This window comes from Actinoplanes sp. NPDC021490 (genome assembly GCF_055562135.1).
Genome location: NZ_JBVHFW010000015.1, coordinates 253,141 through 278,255 on the forward strand (window position 1 = coordinate 253,141; position 25,115 = coordinate 278,255).

Consider the following 25,115-nt stretch of genomic DNA (forward strand, 5'->3'; position numbering starts at 1 on the left):
GCCCGGGTGGACGGCCCCCGGCTGATCCTGCAGTTCATTCGCCACCGGGCGGCCCAGGTGTCCGTCCTCGCTCTACTCGGTTTTCTGCTCGGCGCCGCCGTCATCGGCCTGGCCGCGGCCCGGAGCAGCGCGCAACAGGCCATTCTGGATTCGGCTCACGCCGACCTCGGTCAGCAGCGGTACGCGTTGCAGACCGGCGACGCCGAGGTCAACAAGCTCATCCCGGGCGTCGCGCCTACGGCGATGCCCCTTCAGGACCAGTCGGGTGACGTCATCGCCGGTGACCTCTCCGCGCCGGTGCTGGTCCGGGCGACCACCACGTCGTCGTTGCGGCTGGGCGTCATCGTCCGGGGCGAGCGGCCCCGGAAGGCCGGTGAGATCACGCTTTCCGAGCCCACCGCGCTGTCCCTGGGCATCGCGATCGGGGACGCGGTCCAGGTGCGTACCGGTGACGGCGAGGTGCCGGTACGGGTCGTGGGGTTCTCGGTGGATCCGGCCAACCGGACCACCAGCACAGTGGTGCAGCTGGTCGACGGGTCGGCGACGTTCCGGCCGACGATGTGGCTCAGCGACACCGACTTCTACACCGTTCCGGCGCTGAAGCCTGTCCTGGACGGTCGCACGGCGACCTATCGGTCCGCCGACACCCTGCTCGAGGCGGCGGCCGAAAATCGTCCGCGCTTCCTCAGCGCGATGCAGTTCGTCCCGGCCGGCTGCGGGCTGCTGATGAGCGTCCTGCTCGTCGCGGCCGGGGCGGTGCTCTCCCGGCGGTGGAGATCGGACGCCGACACGCTGGCCGCAGCGGGCATGCCGCCCGTACGGGCCTGGCGGAAGATCCTTTCGGTGGTCTTCGGGGCGGTGCTGCTCGGTGAGGTTCTGGGCGGGTGTGCCGCGGCCGTGGCTCTCGGGCTCGCGCGGGGGCCGGTGTCGGCCTGGGTGGGGCAGCACTGGGTGCACATCGCGGTTCCGTGGACCGAATGGGCGGCGGTCCTGGGGTTGACCGTCCTCGCAGCAGTGGTCACCGCGCCGTTGGTGCGGGCCGGCAGCCGGTGGGTCCAGCGGTTCACCCCGCGGGGGGTGCCGCGCCGGTGGGTGACCACCGGGGGCGCGGTGACCGCCGGCGTCGGGCTGGCGGTCTGGGTGATCCTGCTCTGGGTGTCTTTGCAGCCGCACGGGGGCCGGGCGACTGTTTACGCACCCGTCGCCGCGGGGGTGGTCACGGCGGCAATCCCGTTCGTGCTCGCGCCGGCGCTGTGCTGGCGCCTGCCGATGGCCACCCGGGCGTTGATGCAGCATCTGTTCGCCGGGTTGCGGCCGATCGCCGCGGCGGGCGCGATCGTCGTGCTGACCAGCAGCATCTGGTCGGCCGGGGCGACTCATGACGCCAACTCGGGAGAGGCCGGGTCCAGCCCGCTCGAGCCGGCCAGCTCCTTTGTGATCAGCGAGATGCCCGACTCCGCCATTCCGGCGCTGACCCAGCTCTACCGCTCGCTCGGAGGTGACGACGTCGTGCGGTTCAGCGTTCCCGACGAGTCGGCCACTCAGCTCCGGGTGACCGGGACGCAGGTCGTCACCTGTATGGCCGGTCAGAAGACGCTCGACCCCGACCAAGTGATCGACTGCTTCCCGCAGGACTCGTCCTCACCGCTCAACCGGGTGATGCTCGGCGCGAACGGCACGGCCACGTCCGCCGATCCCCACCTCGTCACGGACGGCCGGGTCGGCCTCCTGCACTTCGTCAGCGGTCAGGGAGTGGCGTCGCGGCTCGCCGACACCGAGGCGTCAGGCGATCCGATGCTCGGTGGCAACCTCCCGGGCCTGGTGATCGCGTCGGACAGCAAGGTCGCCAAGAAGTTCGGCATCGTCCCGGCGGGCACGAGCGAAGTGGTCCTCATGGACTTCTCCGGTCTGACCCCGCACGACCAGTTCCTGGTCCGGGCGGCGGCCATCCGGCTCGCCCCGAGCGCCGAGACGGCCAGCGGCTCCGATCCCACCGCATACGACCGGCTCCGTTCGGTCGCCAACACGGTCAGCTTCCTCGGCGCGGCGGCGGCGATGGTGATCATCCTGCTGGGCGGCATGGCCCTGGTCGTCGCGCACACCCTGACGAGACGCACCCTCGTCGATGTCGGCGCGATCGCCCGCCGCCGGTGGGGAATCGCGGCCCGCTGGACAGCCCTGCCTCTGCTCACGACCGTGTCGGCGATCCCGTTGGCGTTCCTGACGGCCTCGGCGGGAGGACAGCGCACGAATGCCTCGTACGGAGTCCTGTGGATCCTGCCCGGCATTGTCGGCGCAATTGCCTTTCTGATCGTCGGAGTGGCTTTTATCCGTATGCCTCGAACGGTCCAGGAATAAGTTGCTGATTGCCGGTCGGAAATATTGACAACGGCAATATAGAGGAACAGGCTACGCATACATCGATATTCAATCGATCAGCGAGAGCATTCGGAATTCACATTCGAGCGCCTTGCGATTCACGGGGAAGGAAATGCAATGACCATCAAATTCAGCCGAGGTGTGGTGGGGGGCATCCTTACCACCTTCACCCTGTCCCTCGCCTTCGTCATCAGCCCGGCGCCGGCCCAGGCCATCGGGGGCGACTGCACTGCCGTCCGGGAATCCCGCTCGGGCGGTGAATATCGGGCGCGGGCGTCGTGTTCCTCCTTGAACGCCGATTCCAAGGCGCGGGCCAAGCTCGTACGCAATCTCGGGCCGGACTACAACAGCTCCTGGTTCACGGCACTCAACGTGTGGCGATACACCGGCTGGTGGACGTGCTATTCGGGCTGCAGCGCCGCGCCGCAGATCGAACACGTCTGACCGGCCGGCCCGGCCCCGGTTACCATGACCGATGAATAGTCGCGATCCAGATTCGTTCCAGGCGTCGCATCCCGTCCTGATTCCTTTCGAGATCGACTGTGGACCGCTGGTTCCCGGGCACCGTGTGCGCTTGACGGGCCTTTCGGACTACGGCGTCTCGCGAAGCGATCTGACCTCACAGGAGCAGGAAATCCCCTGCGACATGGTGTCGCTGGAGTACGACCTGCTGCCGGGCGTGCGTCCCGATGAAGTGGTGGACGGCTTCGATGAGGGATTCATCGTGCAGGCCGGCTATCACGCGGATCTGGAGCTGCCCTGGACCACCGCCGGCGCCGACGGACTGGGGCCGGGAGAGATCGGGGCCTTCGCCGGGGGCGGGCGGACACACGGCGTGCTGGGCCCCTGGCCGGTGCCGGCCGGAGCACAGACGCTGACCTTCACGCTGTACCGGCCGCCGGCCGCCGTGGGGACCACGGCCGACCGGGTGGCCGGGACGGTGATCATCGATCTGGTGAACCGGCAGGCGCGATGGACGCCGTCGGAGGAATGACCGCCACCAGATCAGGCTCCACTGAATGAGGCACCAATAGCGAGTGCTCGATACATCCGCAACGGGGAGGCACTACATGAAAGTCTGGGAAGAAGACACCGAACGCACTACCGGCTCGTGGCGACCGAAGATCGCCGCGGTGGCCGCCCTCGGTCTGGCCGCGGCCGGATTGGCCATGGCCACCCCCGCTCAAGCAGCCGGTGGCTCATGCAATTCCGAGCGGCGAGTGGTTTCGCACGTCGGTCCGGACGGATACAAGGTGCGGGCGCTGTGTCACCGGCTGGACGCCGGTTCCTATGCACGGGGTGTTCTCGACATTCCCTTCGCCGTCGACCGGCAGACCGTCTGGTTCAACGGGCTGGAAGTGTGGAAGTACAGCAGCGAGTCGACGCACGACGGCACGGCTCGTACCGAGTTCAAGGACGACTGATTCCACTTGGTGACCAAGCCCGCGGAAACTCGTATCAGATGCGAAGGCATCGGCGTTTCCTACGGCCAGGGTGACGGACGAACCGCCCCGCTGGCCGGTGCTGCTCTCGCAGTGCCGGCCGGCGAGTCGGTCGCCATCACCGGGCCGAGCGGAAGCGGAAAATCGACGTTGCTCCGGATCCTCGCCGGAATTCAGCGACCGGACGAAGGAGCAGTGTCCCTCGACGGCGTCGTCGTGACTTCCGGCGTGACCGCCCGGCGGCACCGGCAGAAGGTGAGCGTCGTGCATCAGGACTACCGGCTGGTGCCGTTCCTCACCGCCGCGGAAAACGTGCGCCTGGCGCTCGAGCTCACCGGCCGTGCCCGCGCCGCCGCCGATGCCGCCGCGTTGAAAGCCTTGCGGGCTGTGGGCCTGCAGGGTTACGAGGGCCGGCTGCCGGACACCCTTTCCGGAGGCGAGCAGCAGCGGGTCGCGATCGCGCGCGCCCTGGCCGGGCAGCCGGCCGTGATGCTGGCCGACGAGCCCACCGGCGCGCTGGACCAGGAGAACAGTGAGGTGATCGCCACGCTGCTGCACGAGCTCGCGACCCGGCACGGCCTGGCCGTCGTGATCGCCACCCACGACACGGGGGTGGCGCGCCGGATGAGCCGGCGGATGGAACTGCGGATGGGAAGCCTGCACGAGTGCGCACCCTGAGACTGGCGCTCCGGCTCGCCCGCTGGGACCGGCCGGCGACCTTGGGAGTGGCCGCGGGCGCGGCCCTCCTGGGTCTGCTGTTCGCCGCCGCGTTGATCGTGAACGCCACCTACCGGCAGACCATCGCCGACGGTGTCTTGTCCGACAACGGCGGCCTGGCCTACCGGCTGGAAGTCGTCGACCCCGCCGCCGAGATCACGACCCGGTTGTCCGAGCGACCGGAATGGGTCGCCGTCTGGACGTCGACGGTGCAGGTGCGAGCCGGATCCCGGCTGGTTCCGGCGCGGGCCTCCAGCGTCCGCCCGTCCGCGGCGGTCGACGGGTTCGCCGGCCTCGTGGCAGGTCAGGCGCCGCACCGTACGGCCGAGGCCAGCGTCTCCCGCGGGCTGGCCGACAGCCTGACTTTGCGCGTCGGCAGCACCGTGACCGTCACGGCGGACGGCAGCCCGGCCACCGCGGCCACTGTCACCGGCATCTACGTCAGCGCGACCCGCCCGGACGAGGTGTCGATGTACCGCTGGCCGGCCACCCCGCCGGCCGGCGCCCCCGACGCCTGGCTGAGCAACGTGTCGCCCGGTGACGACAGCGAACTGCTGGCGGCCTACGACCGTGGACAGGTCAAGTTCCGGTCCACCCGCGGCCTGATCGCCGATCAGCAGGAACAGGCGGCCAGCGGCGTGATGGCGCCCCTGCGATATCTGCCGCACTTCTTCGCCGTCGTGGCCCTCATCCTGCTCACCGCCATGCTGGCCGCCCTGCGGAGTCGCGTGCGCCGGGTCATCGATGGTCTCGACGCCGCCGGGATGACGACCGGGCCGGCCGCCCGGGTTCCGATCACCGCCGCGACGGTCGTCGTGGCGGCCGGTGTGGCCGGCGGGTACGTCGTGGCGGCAGTCGGCCTCCTCGCGGCCCGGCCTGTCCTGGGGCCGATCGTCGACCAGCACTGGACGCGCCTCACGATTCCGTGGGAGTGGCTGGCCGCCCTGATGGCCGGGCTCCCCGCCCTGCTGTACGTGCTGTTCACCCTGGCCGCGAAGGGACGTCGCCGGGCCGGACATGCGGCGTTCGCCGGCGGTTCCCGCGCCAAGGTGGCCGCGGTGCTGCTCGTGGTGGCGCTGGGACTCGTTCTCCAATGGAGAGCCGGTGACCACAGCGCCTCCGGTGTCTCCGCGGCCCTGTACGGCGGTCTGCTGCTCGCCGTGGCCCTACCCGGCCTGCTGCTGGCGGTGCCGTTCGGCCGGGGCTCGGTAACGACCCGGACCGTACGGACCTTCGGCCTCTCGATCGGGGGCACCGCGGTCATCGTCGCCGCGATGCTGTTCCTGACATCGTTCTTCGGGGTGCGCCTGGCCGGCACCGCCGCCACGGCCGAGCCGGCCGAGCAGCCGAAGGGCTCGCTGGTCGTCGACGGCCTGAGCGATTCGGATGCGACCGCCGTGGAATCCGCTTACCGGCGCTTGTCCGGCGCCGAGATGTGGCGGCTCCCGTTGCCCAGCGAGACAAAGGTTTCCTTGCGGGTCGCCACCCCCGCGTTCGTCACCTGCGTCGACGCGTTGCCGCAGCCGTCCCTGGATCTCGCCGGCGACTGCCCCACCGGCGCCAGCCTCACCCCGGTCAACCGGACCGCGACCACCGGTCCGGGCGCACCTGTCCCGGCCTCGTCACCACCGCACACCGTGCTGGCCGATCCCCAGTTGATCGAGAACGGCCAGGTCGGCCTGCTCGTCCTCGGCATGACCGGCGACGCGCGGGTCGTCGAACGCACCGTGGTCGTGCCGGCTCGGCCGCTGCCCGGCCTGGGTGGCAACCTGCCCGGAGCGATCGTCGACCCGGCCGACCCGATCGCGTCCCAGGACGCCGGACGGGCCCACGTCAGCATGCTGGTGTTGCACGGTTTCGCCCAGTTGTCCCCCTCGGACAAGGCCGAGGTGCGCGGAGCGGTCGCCACCATCGCCGGATACGCCCGGACCTCGGAGGATCATGGACCGGACGACGGCGGAGGCCGCCTGCTGGCCTTGATGATCGTGATGACGGGCGCCCTGGTCGCGCTCCTGCTGTTGCTCGCGGCGACCGCCGCCCTCAACACAGCGCAGGCGGACTTCCGCAAACTGCTGTCCCAACTGGGGATTCCGGCTCACCGCCGGCTGATCGTCGGCCTGCGCGTCCTGAGCATCCCGGGCATCGCGGCTCTGCTGGCCGCGGCGGTCGCCGCTCTTGCCTCCTGGCGGGCCGGCACCGACCCCTGGAACGAGCCCGCCCTGCTGCTGGTTCCCGGGGCCTGCGCCCTGGCCGGCGTGTTGCTGTGTGCTGTGCTCTACGCCCGCGACCCGGAGAGGCGCTGATCCGCTCCTATGTGGCACACCGCACGAGATTTCCTCAGGTGGTCGCCGCGGTTGGTGAGACTGCCGGCCGACGGCCGATGGCGGCCAAGGCGAGAATCAGCAGTCCACTTGCCACTGTCGCGGCGACCAGTCCGGCGGCGGGATTGGCCACGACCCAGTAGTAGGCCGGAGCGATTCCGTAGACGCCGGGGTCGGTGAAGGCCTGTTTGCCGAGGGTGTCGTAGAGGCCGATCGTGGGGTGAGCGGCGAGTCCGAGCGCGGTGAGACCGAGCGCGAGGGCCGCCAACCGGCGCGGCAATGCGCGGCGCCGGAGCCGGTAGCCGGCCCAGCCGGACAACAGCCATCCGGTGACCGCCCCGACGAGCCAGCCCAGCAGGATGGCCGGCCATTCGCCCGTACGGACCGGATGGACGTTGACCTGCAGGTCTGTGCCGGCGACGCCCGGTGTGCGGATCGTATTCGCATACCCGGTGAGGGTGTACCCGTCCTTGGTCGCCCGGAACACGTGGTAAACGGAGTCGAGTCGTTCGTCTCCCCGGTACGAGGCAGAAGACAATTCCTCGGCCGGTCCGAGCGTCCAGCCATTCGCCCGCAGTCGCGCCCCCGCCGCTTCGATCGTCCATTTCTGCAGCGGCCGCTCGTGGTCGTGCGACACATCCACGCCCAGCCACAACTCCCGCGGACCGTCGCGCCGCTCGGCACGGGGCACGGCCAGGGGAGCGCCCGCGACGGTCTCGGCGCTCCGCACGGCCACCGCGTCGGACGGCACCGGCGCCGCCTGCCAGGCCAGCCAGGAACCGGTGGCCGCTCCCACCGCCCCGAGGATCACGGCCGACAGGACGGCTGCCACCACCGCCGCCTTGCCGATCGGCAGCCGGAACCATTGCCGTACCGCCCCGGCATCTGGGCGTACACCGCAACAGCCTCTACAAGACGTTCGGCAGTAAGCGTGGCCTCTATCTGGCCGCGTTGCACTGGCACATTGCGCACGTCCTGCAGCCGCTGATTCATCGGCTTCGCAGCGAAAGAGACCCGGACCAATTCTTCGACACCGTGATCCGGAAGGGCGATCTGGACCTACTGCTGCTGGCCGCGGTCGAGCGCGCCCCGGCCGACGCCGAAGTCGCCGCGGTGATCACCGGAGCGTTGCAGCTGTTGGAGCAGGCCCTGGACGACGTGCCGATACTCCCACCCGGCCGAACCACGGGGATCACGTTGAGTGAGCTTCTAGGGGAACGGCTCCGCGTACGCGTGAGGTCCGCGCACGCTTCTGATGGCTAGCCCGACGGCCTGCGCCGCGGGCGAGAGAAAGGAACGTTTCATGGCTCGCGTCAGGACCGAGGACGGAAATCTCGTCGTGGAGATCGAAGGTCTGGACAAGCTCTGGTCGCTCAAGAGCAGTTTGACCATTCCGCTGGCCAATGTGCGTGGCGCCACCTCGACACCGCCACCCACCCGGGTGTCATCGCCCCGTCCGCCCTTGCCGCACTGCGCAAACTAGAGCGTTGCGCCTCCGGTCAAGGCATCGCGCCGACCGCGCTCAGGTCAGCAGGATCGCCCGCAGGACGTCGGTGAGATAGCGGGCCACCCCGTCCGGCGGCATGGCGGCGAGTGGCCCGTCGGCCAGCACGTAACGGCTCATCGTCACTCCCATCAGGACGGCGCCGACCAGGTCGACGCGCTCCTCGATGTCGTCGCCGGTCAGCACCGCTCGATAGCCGGCCACGCTCTCCGACCGCATCGCCGCCAGCAACGCCTTCGCCGCCTCCTGGTCGGCCGCCGCGGCCCGCACCAGCGCGACGAACGGGTCGGCGCCGCCGGCCGCCTCCATGCGCCGCACGAACGACGCCGCGACCCGCTCGGGCAGGCCGTCGAGGTCGCCGGCCACGCTGGCGGCCAGGTCGCGGGTTCCCGGCACAGCCGCCAGGAACAGCCGCTCCTTCGACTCGAAATGCAGCATGACCAGGCCATGCGTGACGCCGGCACGCCGCGCGATCTCACGGATCGTGGCCTTGGCGAAGCCCTGCTCGGCGAAGACCTGCCGCGCCGCGGCCAGGATCGCGGTCCGCTTTGCCTCGGGGTCACGGGTTCGCCGGCGGTGCTCCGGCGACTGTGATGCACCAGACGTCATGCCCTTACTGTACGCGTGGACATTAGCGAGCTAACTTAATGACCAGGCGGTCAGTAAGGGCCGCCCGTCACCGAAGGAAGCCGCATGAACCTCGAGCCCCTCTCCCCCGACAACTCGACCGTCGTCCTGGTCGACTACGCCGTCGGCTTCGCCAACCTGCTGCGCTCGCACGACCTGCGCGAGCACCTCAACAACACGGTCGGGCTGGCCAAGACGGCCAAGCTCTATGGCGCCGGGCTGGTCGTCACCAACGGCGAGGCCTCCAAGCCCTCCGGGCCGCTCTATCCCGAACTGCTGGCGGCGATCGGCGACCAGCCGGTCATCGAGCGCGCGACGGCCTTCAACTCTTTCCTTGACCCGGCCTTCACCGCCGCCGTCGAGGCCACGGGCCGTCGCCGGCTGCTGATCGGCGGCATTGCCACCGACGGCTGCGTGCTGCAGACCGCCCTCGGCGCACTACGCGCCGGCTACGAGACCTACGTGGTGGCCGACGCGACCGCGAGCACCAGCAAAGAAGCTCACGACATGGCCATTCGGCGCATGGTGATGGCCGGCATCGTCCCGGTCACCTGGTGGTCGGTCGCCGCCGAGTTCCAGCTCGAGCCGCGCTTCGCCGACTCTCCCATCCGCACTCAGCTGATGTCCGAGTTTCAGCCGGCCATGACCATGGGCGGCCGCACCTTCTTCGCCGGCGCGGCCCAGGGGCGCCACGCGGCCTGACACCACCTCACAAGCGGTTGCCCTTGACAATCGGTCTCCCTAGGCTGGCGATCAGTTATCGCAGAGCGCCATCACTTCGGGGGGTCGCGTGCCGGGCCGGTTCGCATGATTACGCGTAAGAGCTTGACTGCCCTGACCTGGCCGCGGCATACAGACCGGCTGTCGTTGCGGCCGGCCACCCCCGCCGACGCCGAGGCCACCTGGCGCTTCCGGCGCCGCGCGGACGTCAGCCAATGGATAACCCGCGCTCCGGCCACCCTGGACGAGCACCGCAGCCGCTTCGAGGCGCCGGACAGTCTCGCCAGCACCCTCGTGGTCGAGCACGACGGTGCGGTCATCGGCGACATCATGGTCAAGATCGAGGACGCCTGGGCCCAGGCGGAGATCGTCGACCAGGCCCACGACGTACAAGCGGAACTGGGTTGGGTGTTGGACCCCGACCACGCCGGCCGCGGATACGCCACCGAAGCCGTACGGGAATTGCTCCGGCTCTGCTTCGAGGATCTCGAGCTGCGCCGCGTGACGGCCATCTGCTTCGCCGACAACAAGGCGTCGTGGCGGCTGATGGAACGGGTCGGAATGCGCCGCGAATTCCACACCGTCCGGGATTCCCTGCACCGATCCGGCCAATGGCTCGACGGCCTGGGCTACGCCTTACTGGCCGACGAATGGCGTAGCGCGGCCGAGCCGCGTTCACCATAAGCCGTACTCCCGCAGACTCGACGCCACTTGCGATCATGTGGACATGCCAAGACCTCGGGAGACCGCCATACTTTCGGCCGCACTGGCCGCCGTCACCTTGGCGGGGTGCACGAACGGCCCGGCGCCCGAACCGCAACCGGCTGCTGCGCCCCACAGCGCGAACGGACCGTCCCCCACGCCCTCGGCTACTCGCCCGACCGCTACCCCGCTGAAGGCGCCTCCCGCTGTCCCGAGCGAGCTGTTCCGAAGAGTGCTGGCCTACAAGGACGGTCACCCCGACAACCTGAGCACCGTACGCCGCAGCGCGCGTGCCGGACAGGAGTACTGGTTGCACGCTGCCTGCACTTCGGCGACACCGGGCACAACACTGTCAGTCGAGGTGCGTAGCGGTAAGCCCGGCGCGACCAATGACGCACTGGCCAGCACGGAGATTCCCTGCGACGGAACGGCGACGGTCAACGGCCTCGGCAAGCTGCCACCGGAGCCGATCATTGCCGAACTGCGGAAACAGCAGTCCGACACCCCCTCGGGTTACGCCATCATCGCGCCGACGCCGTCCCTGCCGGAAGGCAAGTAGGCGCTCAACCCACCACCCCGGGTGTCGACCTGGGGTGTGTACGCCCGCTTAGGGGGTAGACGGCGACCATGCGCATCGGAAACACGGAAGTCCGGTTCCTCGGCGGGCCGTTCGGCTGCCTCGGCATGATCGCGGTGTCGATCCTGCTGTCGGTCGGACTGACCGTGCTGCTCAACCTGCTTCTGCGGTGACGGCCGGTCAGCGTACGGTCAGCCGCCCGACCATGGAGTGTGCGGCCGCGGTGACGAGGGCTCGGTCATAACTGACGACGAACTCGAACTCCCGGTCGGGATCCGGGCCGGTGTCACCGAGGTCGCGGGCCATCAAGGCTGCTGAAAGGTGGGCGCCGAGCACCACGACGGTCCACTCGCTGGCCATCGGGTCCTGGATCGACAGGTGGCCGCCGCGGACGCCGGGGGCGGGTGAGGCGGGCATGTCCACGCCGAGGGCGGCGACGAACGGCAGCCGCGCGGCGAGTTCGGTGAATCGGCGGGTGGTGGACGGGCGGAAGAACTTGACGTGTTCGAAGGCGGCCAGCAGGACCGGCGGAACTGTGGCCTCCATGGCCATCAGCTCCAGGGTCTTCGACACCGGAACGAGAAGGTGCTTGGGCGCATGACGGATACGCCGGCCGGCCCCGACCAGCTCGTAGGGTGTCGCCTGCAGGGCCGCTCCGATCGGGCGGGCGGCGAACCGCTCGGGCCGGAACGTCGAGGGCGTGAACTGGCGTTCGCCGCGAGCCCACAGCCAGCCCTGACCCAGCGTCGCGCCCAGCACGAGCGCGCGTGTCAGGTCCTGCGGACTCTCGATGCCTTCGGCGACCACCTCGGCGCCGGCCTGTTCCGCGTACGCGCGGACGGCGCCGGCCACGGCCACCGTGGCCGGGTCCTTGACGGTGCGCAGCAGTCTCAGATCGAGCTTGACCACCTCTGGTCGCAGCAACGGAATGAACGCCAGAGATTCCGGCTGCACGCCCACATCGTCCAGGGCGATGGCACACCCGGCGGCCCGCAACCGTTCGGCGCCGGCCAGCACCCCGGCCAGATCGGCGGCCAGAGCCCGCTCGGTGATCTCCACGACCACCTGAACATGGGGAGCACGGGCCGACAGGGCATCGAGGACCACGTCGACTCGCTGCGTCACCGTGCTCGGCTCCAGGTTGACGAACAACGTCACCGGCCGCCCCTGCGACAGGTGCGCGGCGTCCGTCAGCGACGCCAGCAGCGACGCCCGCTCCAGATCGGCGAGCCGCCCGGCCGCCCGAGCCGCGTCCAGCAGCACCATCGGCGATTGCCAGTCGGAACCGGCCGGGCCACGCAGCAGGGCCTCGAAGGCCAGGACCGCTCCGGTGTCCACGTCGACGAATGGCTGATAGACGCAGTGCAAGCCACCGTCACGCAGCAGGTCATCGAGACTCACGCCATGGTCTCGAGGCGCGGCGGAAGATGTGGGTATGGCGCTCACCTTGGTCGTTTCGGCGGCTCGTCCGCAGTTCTGAGTGTCGTGCGCTATTCACGACGATCGTCCGGCGAATCCCGCCGAGCATAGCCGTGCCGCCAAGGCCGACGATCGGCCAGCGTAATCAACCTCAGGTTGATTGTCGCCTTACCGATGTGCGCCTGCATGAATCGACTGTTGCGCCGCTCCGTCAGCCGCCCGGTGTTTCTGGTTGGTGGCATCGTCGCTGGACTCACCCTCGTTGCTTCCTCGGCGGGCGCCGCCGTTACGTCCTCGGGCAGCACTGTCACGGCGTGCCAGCACAAGAGCACCGGGGCGCTGCGCGTACCGACCGCGGGTAAGGGCTGCACGAAAACCGAGACCACCCTTACTTGGAACACCCAGGGCGTGGCCGGCCCCCGGGGCCTGGCGGGTCCCGCGGGTCCGCAGGGGGAGAACGGCGTACCGGGTGCGAAAGGTGAAGCGGGAAGCGCCGGGCCGGCCGGGCCCCAGGGCGCTGCCGGACCACAAGGCCCACAAGGCGTGACTGGGCCTGCCGGGGCCACGGGATCTCAGGGCGAGACCGGGCTGCAAGGTCCCGTGGGACCTCGCGGCGCAACTGGAGCTACGGGACCACAGGGACCAGCGGGACCGGCCGGTGCAGCGGGAAGCGCGCTCACCACCATCCGGTTCGGGTACTTCAACTGCGATGACCCGCTCAACGAAGGTCCCCGGACAGCATGCACACCAACAGTGGACGCGTCGGCTGTCACGCCCGGCCTGACTATGACGCGCGGTAGGTCGACGCGGTTCTCCGGCGAGTTCTTCTGCGTCGACGGCGTTTCCAGCACTGCGACGTCGATGCTGAGTCGCGCGGAGGCGCCCGATGAAATGAACGGCCTCATGTGGGTCCCCATCGCGAACGACTCGACCTTGAAGAGTTCCTTCAGCCCGGTCCGGCCTCCGTCCGCCCTGCTTTCGACCGCCGGTTGCGCGGCCGGCACGGATGCCGTGGTGCACGCCGCGTGGGACGGCACGTCAGGCGGTTTGAACTCGGTCGACCGGTCGTGGACTCTCTGGTTCCAGTGAACCCCACGGCACGGGCCATCCCCGACGGCCGTTTTACCCGACCGCGGGCGGCGCGGGGGTGAAAGGTGGGTTTCTCCTCTGGTGCAACGACTCCGACCTAGCCTCGTGGAATGTGGGTACGCCGCGTCGCCGCGGCCCTGATGGTCATGGTCGCCGTCCTGGCGACGGCGACAACTCTCGTTGGCGCGCGGGCCGAGGCCGCTGTCACCGAGACGTTCAGCCCCCGCTTCCAGGTCGATACCAACGGTTCGATCCTGCTCCGCGGCAACGCGAACCTGACCTGCTCGCTCAGCTTGCAGGCCACCTGTCCGCAGGCACGCAACGGCACCGCGACCGGCGCGGACGCGAACAACAACACCTACAACATGGCGTACACGGACGCGGACGGTGATCCGGCCACGTTCAACGACAGCACCGCAACGCTGACCATGCCGGCCGGCAGCACTGTGCTGTTCGCCGGGCTGTACTGGGGCGCCGACTCCAGCTCGCCGTTGCGCAACCAGGTGCGGTTCAGCACGGACGGGGGCGCCTCCTACGGCCCTATCACGGCGAGCCGCCTCTCTCCGATCGGCAGCATCTATCAGGGCTTCGCTGACGTCACGGCGCGGGTGGCCGGCGTCGGCAACGGCGTGTACGGGGTGGCGAACATCCAGGCGTCGCTCGCGAAGGGTTCGTACGCGGGGTGGACGCTCGTCGTCGCCTATCACAATGCCGCCGAGGACCGGCGCAGCCTGCGCGTCTACGACGGCTTCGGCCAGGTCACCGGGGCCGACACCGACATCCCGATCGCCGGCTTCGAGACCCCGCACGCGGGCACGGTGCACGCGAAGATCGGCGCGGTCGCGTACGAGGGTGACCGGGGCACCACCAGGGACAGCCTCGAGGTCGACGGGCAACCGCTGGCCGACGCCCAGAACCCGGCGGACAACTTCTTCAACAGCACGGTGAGCGACTCCGGCGCCGCGGTGGGCGGCCGCAATCCGGGATACGTGAACCTGCTCGGCTTCGACATCGACCAGGTCGACGCGACCGGCATGTTCGCCCACGGCGCCACCTCGACGACGCTGACCCTGAGCACAAGCGGCGACCAGTACTACCCCGGCGTCATCACGTTCACCATCGACCTGTACGCCCCCAAGATCACCACCGACCTCACGGGCACCGACCTGAACGGCGGCGACCTCCTGCCCGGCGACGTGATCGAGTACCGCATTGCCGTACGCAACGACGGCAGCGACACCGCCGACGGAGTGCGGCTCACCGACGCGATCCCGCCGTACACGACATACGTACCCGGTTCGCTGACCGTCCAGGGCGTTCCGGTCACCGACGCGGGCGGCGACGACGCCGGCTCGTACGCCGGTGGCGCGGCCGGCTGGACCCTGGGCTCGATACCGTACGCGGGCACCACCTGGGTCACGTTCCGGGTCACGGTCCAGGCCGGGACCCCGGTGGGGTACGCCATCTCTAATCTGGTGAACGTCAGCTACACCGGGCGCACCACCGGGGTCAGCGTCGCCGCGGTGGGCGCGACGGCCGCCAGCACCGTGCGCCGGCCGCACGCCGACCTGGCCGCCGGATTGAGCGTGCAGCCGGCCTTCGTGCAGCGGGGCGGCACCCCGGCCACGGCAACCTACACAGCGACCGTCACCAACACCAGCGGTGACCTCGAGCCGGCCGCCGCCGCCACCCTCACCCTGCCGGCCGGAGTGTCCCCCGGCGTGATGCCCGCCGGCTGCTCCGTCGCCGGACAGGTGGTCACCTGCGCGCTCGGCCCGCTGGTGAGCGGCAGCTCGGCGAACGCCACGATCCCGGCGATCGTGGACAACACCGCGGCGGCGAACGCGGTCGCCTCGGTGCGGGTGAGCGGCGCCGGCGCCGACTCGAATGCCGGCAACGACACCGCCACCGCCGCGGTCGTGGTCAACGGCGCACCCCGGGCCGTGGCCGACATCGCCACGACGGCCTACGCGACCCCCGTCACGATCGTCGTGAACGGCAACGACAGCGACCCCGACGACCTGCCGGCGACCCTGGTCTTCTCGGTGACCGGGCCGCCGTCACACGGCATGGCGGTGGCACACGCCAACCAGACCATCACCTACACGCCCGTCCCGGGGTGGTCGGGCGTCGACACGTTCACCTACCGCGTGGATGACCCGCACGGCGGCTCGGACACCGCCACCGTCACGGTGACCACGCAGAACGCGGCGCCGGTCGCCCGCAACGACATGATCAATACGCGATCGAACACGGCGGTCACCCTCGACGTACGGCAGAACGACTCGGATCCCAACGGCGACCCGCTCACCATCGACGCCGTCACCCAGCCGCTCCCGGCCGAGGGCACGGTGACCTTCACCGGCACCGACGTCACGTTCACGCCGGTGCCCGCCTTCGCCGGCACGGCCACCTTCAACTACACGGTCAGCGACGGCCACGGCGGCACCTCGACGGCAGCGGTCTCCGTCGATGTAGCCAACGCGGTGCCCACCGCAGCCGACGACGTGCTCGAGGTGACGTACGCGGCGGCCCGGGCCGGCGTGGTCGTGCCGGCGGAACGCAACGACTCCGACCCGAACCGCGACCAGCTGACCGTCGCGGCCGTCGGTTCCCCCGCGGCTGGGGCCGGCAGCACGTCGCTGCTCGCGGGGGTGGTCACCTACACAGCACCGGCCGGTTTCTTCGGGAACGCAACGTTTCCGTACACGATCAGCGACGGCCACGGCGGCACGGACACCGCCCAGGTGACGGTCGTCGTCGCCAACGCCCCGCCGGTCGCCCAGCCGTTCGTCACGACCACCGGCTACCGCACGCCGCTCACCCTGAACGTGCTGGCCGTGGCCACCGACCCGAACAGCCACCCGCTGCACGTCTCCGGCGCGACAGCCCCGGCCCACGGTGTGGTCACCCGCAACCCGACCGGCACGATCACGTATCGGCCCGACACCGGTTGGTCCGGGCCGGACTCGTTCACCTACACGATCGACGACGGCCACGGCGGCACGAACACCGCGACCGTGTCGGTGACCGTGGACAACGGGCTCGCCGTCGCGCGGGACGACTCGGTCACCGGAATCGGCGGCACACCCCTGACGATCAATGTGCTCGCGAACGACGACGACGATCCGAATGCCGAGCCGCTCACCGTCGCCATCGACGTCCTTCCCGGCCACGGCGGCGTCACGATCGGGGCCGACGGGCGGGTGACGTACACGCCGGCGGCGCATTTCCTCGGCGTGGACACGTTCCACTACACGCTCGACGACGGCAACGGCACGCTCGTGGGCGCGGCCGTGACGGTCACCGTAGTGAACGTGGCGCCGGTGGCCCGGCCCGACTGGGTGAGCACCGACACGGACACGGCCGTGACCGTGCCGGTGCTGGCCAACGACAACGACCCGAACGGCGACGCGGTGACCCTGACCGCGACCGCGGTCGGCGGGCACGGCACGGTAGCGATCAATAGCGGCGGGACGGTCACTTACGTGCCCGACCCCGGCTTCACCGGCGGTGACTCGTTCTTCTACTCGATCCGCGACCCGGCGGGGCTCACCGACTCGGCGATCGTCACGATCACCGTACGAAACGCCCCGCCGAACGCGTCGGACGACACCTTCGACGCCCGGCCCACCGTGCCGGTCGTCCTGCCGGTGCTGACCAACGACAACGACCCGAACACGGGGCAGACGCTCACCGTCACCTCGGCGACCGCCCCGGCCCAAGGCACGCTGAGCCTGACCGGCGGAGTGCTGACCTACCGGGCCGACCCGGGCACGGTCGGGACCGACGGCTTCACCTACACGGTTACCGACGACCTGGGTGCCACCGGCACCGCGCACGTCACCATCGTCATCAACGGCGCGCCGACGGCGGTCGATGACGTCGTGCCGGTGCCGGCCGACACGGCGGTCGACATCGCGGTCCTGGCCAACGACACCGATCCCGAATCGCAGCCGCTGCGGGTCGGCGGGGTGGGACCGCCGGCGCACGGCGCGACCCGCAGCAACCCGAACAGAACGGTGGAGTACCGCCCGGATCCCGGGTTCTTCGGGACGGACACCTTCGCGTACTCGATCGTCGACAGCGCCGGGAACACGGCCTCCGCGCACGTCACGGTTCAGGTGGCGAACGCCGCGCCGGTCGCGCGGCCGGACACCGTGGCGCTGCTGTCGGACCGGAGCCTGCTGGTCGACGTGCTCGCCAACGACGCCGACGTCAACCCCGGACAGACGCTGGCCATCGTCGCGGCCGGGCCGCCCGGGCACGGCACGGCCGTCGTGACCGCCGGAACGGTCAGATACAGCCCGGCCGCCGGTTACGTGGGTCCCGACACGTTCCCGTACACGATCAGTGACGGAAACGGTGGTACGGCGACCGGGACAGTCACCGTCACCGTGTCCGACGGCGTGCCGGTGGCGGTGCCGGACTTCCGCACCACGCCCTATCAGCACGCGCTTGTCGTCGACGTGCTCGCCAACGACGTCGACCCGGGCGGCACCCTGGCCGTCACCTCGATCAACGCGCCCGACCACGGCACCGCGACCTTTGCCTCAGGCACAGTGACCTATACCCCGCCGACCGGATTCGCGGGTCTCGCGACGCTCACCTACGGGGCCACCGACGACGCCGGACACCGTACGGGCGCCCGGCTCGAAATCCTCGTCGGTGTCCCGCCGTCGGTGCCCAACAAGCAGGTCACCGTGCTGGACGAAGAATCGGTCGCCATCCGGCTGCCGGAAACCGGGCAGGACGGACGGCCGGTCGTGCTCTTCCGGATCGGCCGGCCGCAGCACGGCACCGCAATGATCAACTCGGATGGGACGGTCACCTACGTACCGGATCCGGGCTTCACCGGCACCGACAGCTTCACGTACGACGTGGTGGACGCTGACGGCAACGTGGCTCAGGCAACGGTGATCGTGATCGTGCCCGTGCCTGTGCCTGTGCCCGTGCCATCGGTGCCCGCCCCGCCGACAACACCGCCCACGCCGGCCCTCCCGCCCTCCGCACCCCCCACGGCGCCCACGCCGTCGAGGTCCGCCACGCCACCGCCGGTCCATCCCGGGCCGCCGCCCTCGCGACGCAACCGGCCGCCGATCGCGGCCGACGACACGGCCGAGGTGGTTGCGGGCGACAGCGTGGTCATCAGGCCGCTGCGCAACGACCGGGACCCGGACGGCGATCCGATCACGATGGTCGGGATTCGCCGGCCCCACCACGGCACAGCCACGATGACCGCGACGACTGTGACCTATAGACATGTGGGCGCCGGCGCGCTCGGCGCGGAGTCCGTCGAGTACACCATCGGCGACGGACGAGGTGGGTGGGCCAGCGCGAACCTGACGATAACCGTCGTTGCGGCCACTCACATGCCGGTCACCGGGCGCGACGTGGCGCCGGTGGCGCAAGCCGCACTGCTCGTCATCGCGGCCGGCGGTTTGCTCCGCTGGCTGGCCGACCGCGAGCGTGGGATGCCCCGCCTGCGAACGCGTACGGGGAAAGCACCCCGCCGAGGCGCCCCGCCTTCCGGGCCAGTTTGAGCAGCGAGTTCGCCGGCTTCCCCGATATACCGATCAACTGTATATTGGCGGCCATGGCGAGCATGCGGCGACCGAGCTTTCTGATCCTGTCGGCGATCGCTCCGGCCCCGCTGCATGGCTACGCGGTGATCAAAGAGGTGGCGCGGCTGTCGGACGGCAAGACGCGCCTCGCCGCCGGCACGTTGTATGCGGCACTCGACCGGCTCAAGGACGAGGGCCTCGTCGAGGTCGATCGTGAGGAGACTGTCGACGGCAGGCTCCGCCGCTACTACCGGCTGACCAATTCGGGCATCGCCGCACTGGCCGCCGAGGCCGAGCAGATGCGCCGCGACGCACGGATGGTCACCCAGCGGCTGAGCGAAGCCCGTCCTGCCGGAGCCCCCCGCACTGCCTGAATCGACCCCGGAAGGGATCACCATGCCCGACGACACCCGCACCCTGCGTCTGGCCCGCAGGTACCGGCGGTGGCTGTTGGCCTACCCCCGGACGTATCGGCACGAGCGTGGTCCGGAGATCCTCGCGACGCTGCTCGACGCCGCCGATCCGGGCCGATCGCGGCCGGCCGCGCGCGAGTCCGCGTTCCTGCTGCGGCACGGCCTCGGCCGGCGGCTCGCCGAGTTCGGGCGCAGGGCGTTCGTGATCGCGGCCTTCGCGGCCGTGCTCGGCGGGCTGAGCGGGATCGCGCTCGGCTCGTGGCTGGCCTGGCAAGACGTGGACCCGATGGCGCCGGACAAGACCACGGCAATCGGCCTCGCGCCGACGGTCCTGCCGGTTCCCTTCGACGACAGGGCCGACCAGTACGGGCGGCACACCTTCTGGAACCCGTACAGCAAAAACACTTTGCTCGGCGGCACCGGCGTCCGTGCCGGCCGGACCAGTGTGACCGGCATGATGCCCCCGCAGACCGGCGTGGAACAGGTCGCCGCCGCCGTCACCCGGCAGATGCGCGCACACGGCTGGCAGGACGTGCAGATAAAAGTCCACCGCAATGGTCCGCAGACTGCCCCCGCCGCGTTCGCCGAGGTGACCGGCACGCGCACCGGCTATCTCGCCGCAGTGCAGATCACCCAAGCCGAATCCAACCCGTCCGCCCTGAATCTCGACCTGATGTGGGCCGAGCCGCCCGGCCACCTGCGCGACACCATCCTCGGCGGCCTGGCCGGCGCTCTGCTCGGCGCCCTGCTCGGGCTTTACACCTGGAAACGCATGCGCCGGTACGGGCCTGGCCGGCAGCGGGCGTACGGGAAACTCTGTGTTGCCACGCTGCTGATGCTCGCCCCGGCCTGTCTGGGCAACATCCCCACCTCGACCGGCTCCCTGCTGGCCAACACCCACCGCAACGGCCACGGCCCCTCGGTGTACTGGGGCGGTTTCGTGTTCTTGGGCGCCGAGCCGCTCGCCCTCCTGTCGCTGATCCCGATCCTCGCCATCGTCGTCTGCTGCGTCTGGCCACAGAGGGCAACCGTCCGTACGCCCACCACAGCCTGAGCGCACGATCTTCAGTCCTTGATCAGGGTCTCGATGCGTTCCATGGCCGCGGCGGCGCCGGCCCGGTCGCGGCGACCGAGACCACAACTCGTCGACACGTCGACCGGCGCGCCGACCGCCTCCTCGATGTGACCCCGGATCCGCAGTTGAGCGGGTAAATCTTGCCGCTCGTGCGCGTACCCGGCGATCAACCGCGCGCCGTGCAGCCGCAGCTCACGCAGCGGTCGATAGAACGCCGGATCCACCACCGGCGGGTCCACCGCCGCGGCCAGCGGAACATGCACGTACTGCAACGGCCGCGAGCCCGGCCAACGCTTGGTGAGCGCATTGGCCAGCGTGACCAGCGGCCCGGCATCGGCCATGTGCCCGAGGGCCCGATGGTGAAGATCCCCGAGACACAGATGTACGCCGAACCGGGCACCCGCCGGAGCCCCGAGCGCAAGGGCCGTGACGCGGGCAGCCAGCCAACCGGCAAGCGCCTTGCGCGCAGGCTTCGGCACCCGCGCCGTCAACACCAGCTCCGCCGGAATCTCCAGCTGAAACAGCACGTCGGCGCCGGCCAGCGCAGACACCCCGTGCATGGCCGTTGACAGGGCCTCGAGGAACGGCTTCTCGTACCGCAGCAAGCCGACCGGCCCGAACGCGAACATCGCCAGATCGAGCGCGCCGGGAATGCCAACCTGAAAACCGGGGAAGGGCTCGCCACCCGCTTCTCGCGCGGCACGATAGGCCGGCAGCGCGGCCTCGGCCGCAACCACAATCCCCAAGTCCAGCGTCGCGCCGTAGAGCCGCTCGCCGCGCCGGACCCGGTAGCGCGGCACTTCGTCGTACCCGGAAAAGTTCCCGTCCCGGACCCTCTCCAACGCCGGGTGCCGGTGGAACTCGTCGAGCACGTTCATAATCCATTGACGGCGCTCGCCGGTCTCGCCGTCCGGCAGATAGTCCAGATGCGGCCACAGATGGTCGAGCGCAAACCGCATCGCCGCGGCCGCATCGGTCGCGGGAAGACTGCCCACAAGGTGAGCACGACGAACGGACGGTGCACCGGGGTTCAAAGCCATACGTCCAGACTGTCCGCCGACGAACAAGGACCGCATCGGCAATGAACGCCTAGCCTCGACAGCACGCGCCCAGGGATGTTTGCGTTCCAGCTTGCCGGAAGCCGCCTACCGGAGCGGCTTGACTTCGATGCGTGATTGGAGGTCGCACACCTTCGTGATTGCCTCGCCTGTCGGGAAGACCCTGGCCGAGCCGGCCTCGCCGGCATCGCTCGCATACTTGGCCAGCTCGTCCGCGAAGCTCAGGAACGCCTTCCGTTTCGCGGGTTCGCCCGTCGTCGCCAGCTCGCGCATCAGCTGCTCGTGGTGCGCGTAGTAGGCCTGGTGCACGGCGATCTTCCGCTGGGGCGGATAGTCGTCGGGGTTGTGGCTCATCCGGTCGTACTCACCGACAGCGGCCTGGCTCCTATCCCCGGGAAGGGCTGCGAGCCAGGCCACGAACTTGTCGCAGGGATCAACAGGGGTTGACGACGCGGCCGTGGAGACGGGCGCAGCGACGCTTGCCTGGGGTCCTGCCATCTCAGTCCGGTCAGCGCACGCTCCGGCCGAGACGCCGATGATCAGCAGGACGGCAGTCATCCGCAGCAGACGCATCGGTGCTCCTTCGGGTGTATTAACAGAGCTGGACGCTATCAGCGGCAGCACCGCTCAGACCGCGCCCTCACCGCGAGGCGCCGCGAGTTCCCCAGTCGTCCACTCGTCACCGCAAATCCCACGAAGTAGTAGTCGGCGCTGGTAAAGACCGAGTGCATCGACACGGCAAACCGACGCACGCGCCGTTGTCGTCCGAAGAGGCCGGCCTCGCCGCATGGCCCGCTGCTCAAGTGCTGGGCTCCTGACGGATGCGGGCGTCAGGTGCGTGACGGTGACGCGATGCGCCGTGCAGCCTCGACGACGAACTGGCGACGTCGAGAGCGTTCCAGCTGGTCGCCGGATCCGGCGCCGGTGATCATCTCGGCCAGCTGGGGCACGGTCTGCCACCACGCGGCCAGGGCGATCAGCGCGAACACGACGTGGGCCGGATCCAGCCCGCTGTCGAGCCGGCCGTCGCGCTGAGCGGCCGCGAAACGAGCCACTTTCTCCCGGTAGTGCACTGTGCGTGCCGCCGCCTGAGCGGGCGGACCATCCTGCAGTCCTTCCCATTGCAACAGGCGGCTCAGCTCGGGATGCGTCGCGTGGTAGTCGAACGTCGCTCCCGCAAACTCACCGATGTCATCCAACCCGGCCCCGGTGAGCTGCACCGCGGCCGCGAGCCGTTCCAGCTCGGTGGACAGCACCAAATCCCAGAGCGCGCTCTTGTCGCCGAAGTAGCTGTAGAGCCGTTCCTTGTTCACACCGGCTCGGGCCGCGATAGCGCCGACCGTCGTGCCTTCGAGCCCATGAGCGGCGAACTCCACAAGTGCGGCATCACGGAGCCGGCGACGCGTTGCCTCAGTGTCCCACGCCACCTCGAAAGACTATCAACACCGACCGTACGGCTCTGCTAGATTTCCAACTGCAACGTTGGAGTTGGAATGGAGCGATAGTGACTGAGGCAGAGCAACTTCCCGAGGAGATCGGCTCACCAGAGCCGGGCACCGTGGCGTTGGTGACCGGTGGAAACAGCGGCATCGGATTCCACATCGCGCGGCAGCTGCTGCACCGCGGCACGCACGTTTGGATCGGCACGCGTGACCCCGCCAAGGGGCAGCAAGCGGCAAAGGCCCTCGGCCCGGCCGCACGCGTCGTCCACCTCGATGTCACGCAGCCGCCCTCGATCGCCGCGGCGGTGGAGCTGATCGGCGAGCTCGACATCCTCGTCAACAACGCGGGCGTCAACCCCGGCGGCGACGACATCACCGGCACCACGGTCGAGCAGCTGCGGATCGCGTACGAAACCAACGTCTTCGGTCTTGTCGCCGTCACGCAGGCCTTCCTTCCCGCACTGCAACGCTCGGCGCACCCGCGCATCGTCAACGTCTCCAGCGGCACCGGGTCACTGACCTGGAACAGCAACCCCAACCCCCAGTTCGACTGGAAGCGCGTCCAGGGCGGCGGCCTCGCCTACCGAAGTTCCAAGACCGCGGTCAACGCCGTCACGCTCCTTACTGCTCAGGCCCTCGGGGAGCACTTCAAGGTCAATGCCCTCGCACCGGGGCTGCGCCGCACTAACCTCATCGCCGGAATGTCCACCGGCGGCGACCCTGCCGAAGCCGCCACAGGAGCCGTACGCCTCGCCCTGCTCCCCGACGACGGCCCCACCGGAGCCCTCTGGTCCTTCGACGGCACCCGCGCACCCTGGTAGCTCCACGCGTCGCATGCCACTGATGCGCGTCTGCGCGACGGTCTCGATGCGACATCGCCGAGCTCGCGGCAGTAGTAGGGCGGGCGCGTGCCCTCAGCAAAATCGGACCTATGAGGCCGATCGTGACGCTAACAGCCGTCCGCCGACGGATACCCTGACCCGGCTCACCGTTCGTCCACTTCGCCGCGCTGCTGTATCCACGATCAGCGGTCAAGATCAACCCGTGGGCCACCCCGTCCCAGTCCACATCAGTGTGTGCCACGGCGGCAAAGAACATTTCTCCGTTGCCGCCGGTGAACCCACCACCAGCGGTGAGTTGCGCGCCGGATCCGAACAACTCGGCCATGGAAACCCGCCGGGCGCCGAGGTGGAAGCCCGGCCGGGCCAGCAGCACCTGATCAGAAACGAAGCGTTATCGACCGTAGTGATAGCGGCAGGACATGATCTCCAACTGGTCCTGGGCGTCCAGTACGCGGTACACGAGCCGGTGTTCTTCGGTGATGCGCCTCGATGCCCAGCCCAAGAGGTCGCCCTTGAGGAGTTCCGGCTTGCCGATGCCGCCGTCTTCACCTCGCTGAATGTCCTTGGTGAGAGCATTGATCCGCTTAAGGGTCTTACGATCGCCCGACTGCCAGCCCACGTACTCGTCCCACGCATCCGGGTGCCAGACGAGCTTCACGCAGAGCCCTCCGCGTCCTGTTCGATCAGCTCATGCTGGACCAGCTCACCGGCTTCCATCTCCGCCCGCCGACGGCGCAACTCGCGGCCGTTGGCGCCCCGGGACAGGTACTCAGTTTCGCGCCACGCGTCATAGTCGCTCTTCAGCATGACGACCAGCGGCTCGTGCCCACTGCGGGTAACGACAAGATCTTCGGCGTCGTTCTCGATGGCGTCGAACTCGTTCGCGAGGTTCGCCCGCAAGTCCGAAGCAGTGATGACCTTCATGACCCCTCCAGCATTGTACGTCATATCGTACAACACCCTGGAGATCAAACCCTAGAAGGCGACGACCACAGGGCAGTCACCAGCGACAACAGCTACGATGACGACCTACGTGCCTCAGCGCATACTCGCAGCTCAACGCGCCGTTGACCGAGACGGTCCTTAAACTGCCAACAATCGATTCACGCTTGCCCAGGTCGGCCGACCAGGGTCCGTAACGCGAACGGTGTTTCTGGCGTTCGGTCAGTAGTTCTCGGCGGCCGGCCAGCGGTCACCGAAAGTGATGGCGAAGGCGTTCAATAC

Annotated in this window: 25 protein-coding genes; 17 read left to right on the forward strand and 8 right to left on the reverse strand. The window is 69.4% G+C overall.

Annotated elements, in window-relative coordinates; translation table 11 throughout:
* The first annotated feature begins 6 nt into the window (after positions 1-6).
* The 6 genes from ACZ3I4_RS33730 (at position 7) to ACZ3I4_RS33755 (ending at position 6,841) form a co-directional block, all read left to right on the forward strand.
* A complete protein-coding gene (locus ACZ3I4_RS33730; protein WP_465386113.1) occupies positions 7-2,358 on the forward strand; it encodes an ABC transporter permease family protein in 2,352 nt (783 codons plus the stop codon).
* Between the two features lie 138 nt (positions 2,359-2,496).
* On the forward strand, positions 2,497-2,823 hold the full coding sequence (locus tag ACZ3I4_RS33735) for a hypothetical protein (RefSeq protein WP_465386114.1): 327 nt from the start codon (positions 2,497-2,499) through the stop codon (positions 2,821-2,823).
* 31 nt (positions 2,824-2,854) lie between these two features.
* Positions 2,855-3,373 carry a hypothetical protein gene (locus ACZ3I4_RS33740; protein WP_465386115.1) on the forward strand — a complete coding sequence of 173 codons (519 nt, stop codon included), beginning with the start codon at positions 2,855-2,857 and terminating at the stop codon, positions 3,371-3,373.
* 76 nt (positions 3,374-3,449) lie between these two features.
* Positions 3,450-3,803 carry a hypothetical protein gene (locus ACZ3I4_RS33745; RefSeq protein WP_465386116.1) on the forward strand — a complete coding sequence of 118 codons (354 nt, stop codon included), beginning with the start codon at positions 3,450-3,452 and terminating at the stop codon, positions 3,801-3,803.
* A 111-nt stretch (positions 3,804-3,914) separates the two neighbouring features.
* On the forward strand, positions 3,915-4,499 hold the full coding sequence (locus tag ACZ3I4_RS33750; protein ID WP_465386142.1) for an ABC transporter ATP-binding protein: 585 nt from the start codon (positions 3,915-3,917) through the stop codon (positions 4,497-4,499).
* Positions 4,487-6,841 (forward strand): hypothetical protein, encoded by a 2,355-nt coding sequence (locus tag ACZ3I4_RS33755; protein WP_465386117.1) that lies wholly within the window; start codon positions 4,487-4,489, stop codon positions 6,839-6,841. The genes ACZ3I4_RS33750 and ACZ3I4_RS33755 overlap by 13 nt, the downstream gene beginning before the upstream one ends.
* A 34-nt stretch (positions 6,842-6,875) precedes the next feature.
* On the opposite strand, the gene ACZ3I4_RS33760 is transcribed toward ACZ3I4_RS33755, so the two are convergent.
* A complete protein-coding gene (locus ACZ3I4_RS33760) occupies positions 6,876-7,691 on the reverse strand; it encodes a hypothetical protein (RefSeq protein ID WP_465386118.1) in 816 nt (271 codons plus the stop codon).
* Between the two features lie 203 nt (positions 7,692-7,894).
* Here ACZ3I4_RS33760 and ACZ3I4_RS33765 point away from each other — a divergent pair, with 203 nt between their 5' ends.
* Complete coding sequence (locus ACZ3I4_RS33765; RefSeq protein ID WP_465386119.1) at positions 7,895-8,122, forward strand: hypothetical protein; 228 nt, start codon at positions 7,895-7,897, stop codon at positions 8,120-8,122.
* A gap of 40 nt (positions 8,123-8,162) precedes the next feature.
* Positions 8,163-8,342 (forward strand): hypothetical protein, encoded by a 180-nt coding sequence (locus ACZ3I4_RS33770; protein WP_465386120.1) that lies wholly within the window; start codon positions 8,163-8,165, stop codon positions 8,340-8,342.
* A 39-nt stretch (positions 8,343-8,381) separates the two neighbouring features.
* Here ACZ3I4_RS33770 and ACZ3I4_RS33775 read toward each other — a convergent pair whose 3' ends face one another.
* Positions 8,382-8,972: a TetR/AcrR family transcriptional regulator gene (locus tag ACZ3I4_RS33775; protein ID WP_465386121.1), complete on the reverse strand. Its 591-nt coding sequence runs from the start codon at positions 8,970-8,972 to the stop codon at positions 8,382-8,384.
* Positions 8,973-9,056: 84 nt separating this feature from the next.
* Between ACZ3I4_RS33775 and ACZ3I4_RS33780 the strand changes: the two genes are divergently transcribed.
* The 4 genes from ACZ3I4_RS33780 to ACZ3I4_RS33795 all read left to right on the forward strand — a co-directional run bounded on the left by ACZ3I4_RS33780 (position 9,057) and on the right by ACZ3I4_RS33795 (position 11,162).
* Positions 9,057-9,692: an isochorismatase family protein gene (locus ACZ3I4_RS33780; protein ID WP_465386122.1), complete on the forward strand. Its 636-nt coding sequence runs from the start codon at positions 9,057-9,059 to the stop codon at positions 9,690-9,692.
* A gap of 123 nt (positions 9,693-9,815) precedes the next feature.
* Positions 9,816-10,394 carry a GNAT family N-acetyltransferase gene (locus ACZ3I4_RS33785; protein ID WP_465386123.1) on the forward strand — a complete coding sequence of 193 codons (579 nt, stop codon included), beginning with the start codon at positions 9,816-9,818 and terminating at the stop codon, positions 10,392-10,394.
* Between the two features lie 250 nt (positions 10,395-10,644).
* Positions 10,645-10,971 (forward strand): hypothetical protein, encoded by a 327-nt coding sequence (locus ACZ3I4_RS33790; RefSeq protein ID WP_465386124.1) that lies wholly within the window; start codon positions 10,645-10,647, stop codon positions 10,969-10,971.
* A gap of 68 nt (positions 10,972-11,039) precedes the next feature.
* The gene (locus tag ACZ3I4_RS33795; RefSeq protein ID WP_465386125.1) at positions 11,040-11,162 is read left to right on the forward strand and encodes a hypothetical protein; all 123 of its coding nucleotides are present in this window, start codon (positions 11,040-11,042) and stop codon (positions 11,160-11,162) included.
* Between the two features lie 7 nt (positions 11,163-11,169).
* Here the strand turns inward: ACZ3I4_RS33795 and ACZ3I4_RS33800 are convergent, their stop codons facing one another.
* Positions 11,170-12,390 (reverse strand): sensor domain-containing phosphodiesterase, encoded by a 1,221-nt coding sequence (locus tag ACZ3I4_RS33800; protein ID WP_465386126.1) that lies wholly within the window; start codon positions 12,388-12,390, stop codon positions 11,170-11,172.
* Between the two features lie 771 nt (positions 12,391-13,161).
* On the opposite strand from ACZ3I4_RS33800, the gene ACZ3I4_RS33805 reads away from it, so the two are divergent.
* The 4 genes from ACZ3I4_RS33805 to ACZ3I4_RS33820 all read left to right on the forward strand — a co-directional run bounded on the left by ACZ3I4_RS33805 (position 13,162) and on the right by ACZ3I4_RS33820 (position 20,528).
* A complete protein-coding gene (locus ACZ3I4_RS33805; protein WP_465386127.1) occupies positions 13,162-13,497 on the forward strand; it encodes a hypothetical protein in 336 nt (111 codons plus the stop codon).
* Between the two features lie 110 nt (positions 13,498-13,607).
* Complete coding sequence (locus ACZ3I4_RS33810) at positions 13,608-19,040, forward strand: Ig-like domain-containing protein (RefSeq protein ID WP_465386128.1); 5,433 nt, start codon at positions 13,608-13,610, stop codon at positions 19,038-19,040.
* 53 nt (positions 19,041-19,093) lie between these two features.
* On the forward strand, positions 19,094-19,435 hold the full coding sequence (locus ACZ3I4_RS33815) for a PadR family transcriptional regulator (protein ID WP_465386129.1): 342 nt from the start codon (positions 19,094-19,096) through the stop codon (positions 19,433-19,435).
* A 22-nt stretch (positions 19,436-19,457) separates the two neighbouring features.
* Positions 19,458-20,528 carry a hypothetical protein gene (locus ACZ3I4_RS33820; RefSeq protein ID WP_465386130.1) on the forward strand — a complete coding sequence of 357 codons (1,071 nt, stop codon included), beginning with the start codon at positions 19,458-19,460 and terminating at the stop codon, positions 20,526-20,528.
* A gap of 11 nt (positions 20,529-20,539) precedes the next feature.
* Here the strand turns inward: ACZ3I4_RS33820 and ACZ3I4_RS33825 are convergent, their stop codons facing one another.
* From ACZ3I4_RS33825 to ACZ3I4_RS33835, 3 genes are all read right to left on the reverse strand, one after another.
* A complete protein-coding gene (locus ACZ3I4_RS33825) occupies positions 20,540-21,589 on the reverse strand; it encodes a hypothetical protein (RefSeq protein WP_465386131.1) in 1,050 nt (349 codons plus the stop codon).
* A 105-nt stretch (positions 21,590-21,694) separates the two neighbouring features.
* Positions 21,695-22,180 carry a hypothetical protein gene (locus tag ACZ3I4_RS33830; protein ID WP_465386132.1) on the reverse strand — a complete coding sequence of 162 codons (486 nt, stop codon included), beginning with the start codon at positions 22,178-22,180 and terminating at the stop codon, positions 21,695-21,697.
* A 257-nt stretch (positions 22,181-22,437) separates the two neighbouring features.
* Positions 22,438-23,034, reverse strand: coding sequence for a TetR/AcrR family transcriptional regulator (locus ACZ3I4_RS33835; protein WP_465386133.1), 597 nt, complete (start codon positions 23,032-23,034; stop codon positions 22,438-22,440).
* A 77-nt stretch (positions 23,035-23,111) separates the two neighbouring features.
* Between ACZ3I4_RS33835 and ACZ3I4_RS33840 the strand changes: the two genes are divergently transcribed.
* Positions 23,112-23,870 carry an SDR family NAD(P)-dependent oxidoreductase gene (locus tag ACZ3I4_RS33840; RefSeq protein ID WP_465386134.1) on the forward strand — a complete coding sequence of 253 codons (759 nt, stop codon included), beginning with the start codon at positions 23,112-23,114 and terminating at the stop codon, positions 23,868-23,870.
* Between the two features lie 412 nt (positions 23,871-24,282).
* Here the strand turns inward: ACZ3I4_RS33840 and ACZ3I4_RS33845 are convergent, their stop codons facing one another.
* Together ACZ3I4_RS33845 and ACZ3I4_RS33850 are read right to left on the reverse strand one after the other, a co-directional pair.
* On the reverse strand, positions 24,283-24,549 hold the full coding sequence (locus ACZ3I4_RS33845; RefSeq protein ID WP_465386135.1) for a Txe/YoeB family addiction module toxin: 267 nt from the start codon (positions 24,547-24,549) through the stop codon (positions 24,283-24,285).
* A complete protein-coding gene (locus ACZ3I4_RS33850; RefSeq protein WP_465386136.1) occupies positions 24,546-24,815 on the reverse strand; it encodes a type II toxin-antitoxin system Phd/YefM family antitoxin in 270 nt (89 codons plus the stop codon). The genes ACZ3I4_RS33845 and ACZ3I4_RS33850 overlap by 4 nt, the downstream gene beginning before the upstream one ends.
* Between the last annotated feature and the right edge of the window lie 300 nt (positions 24,816-25,115).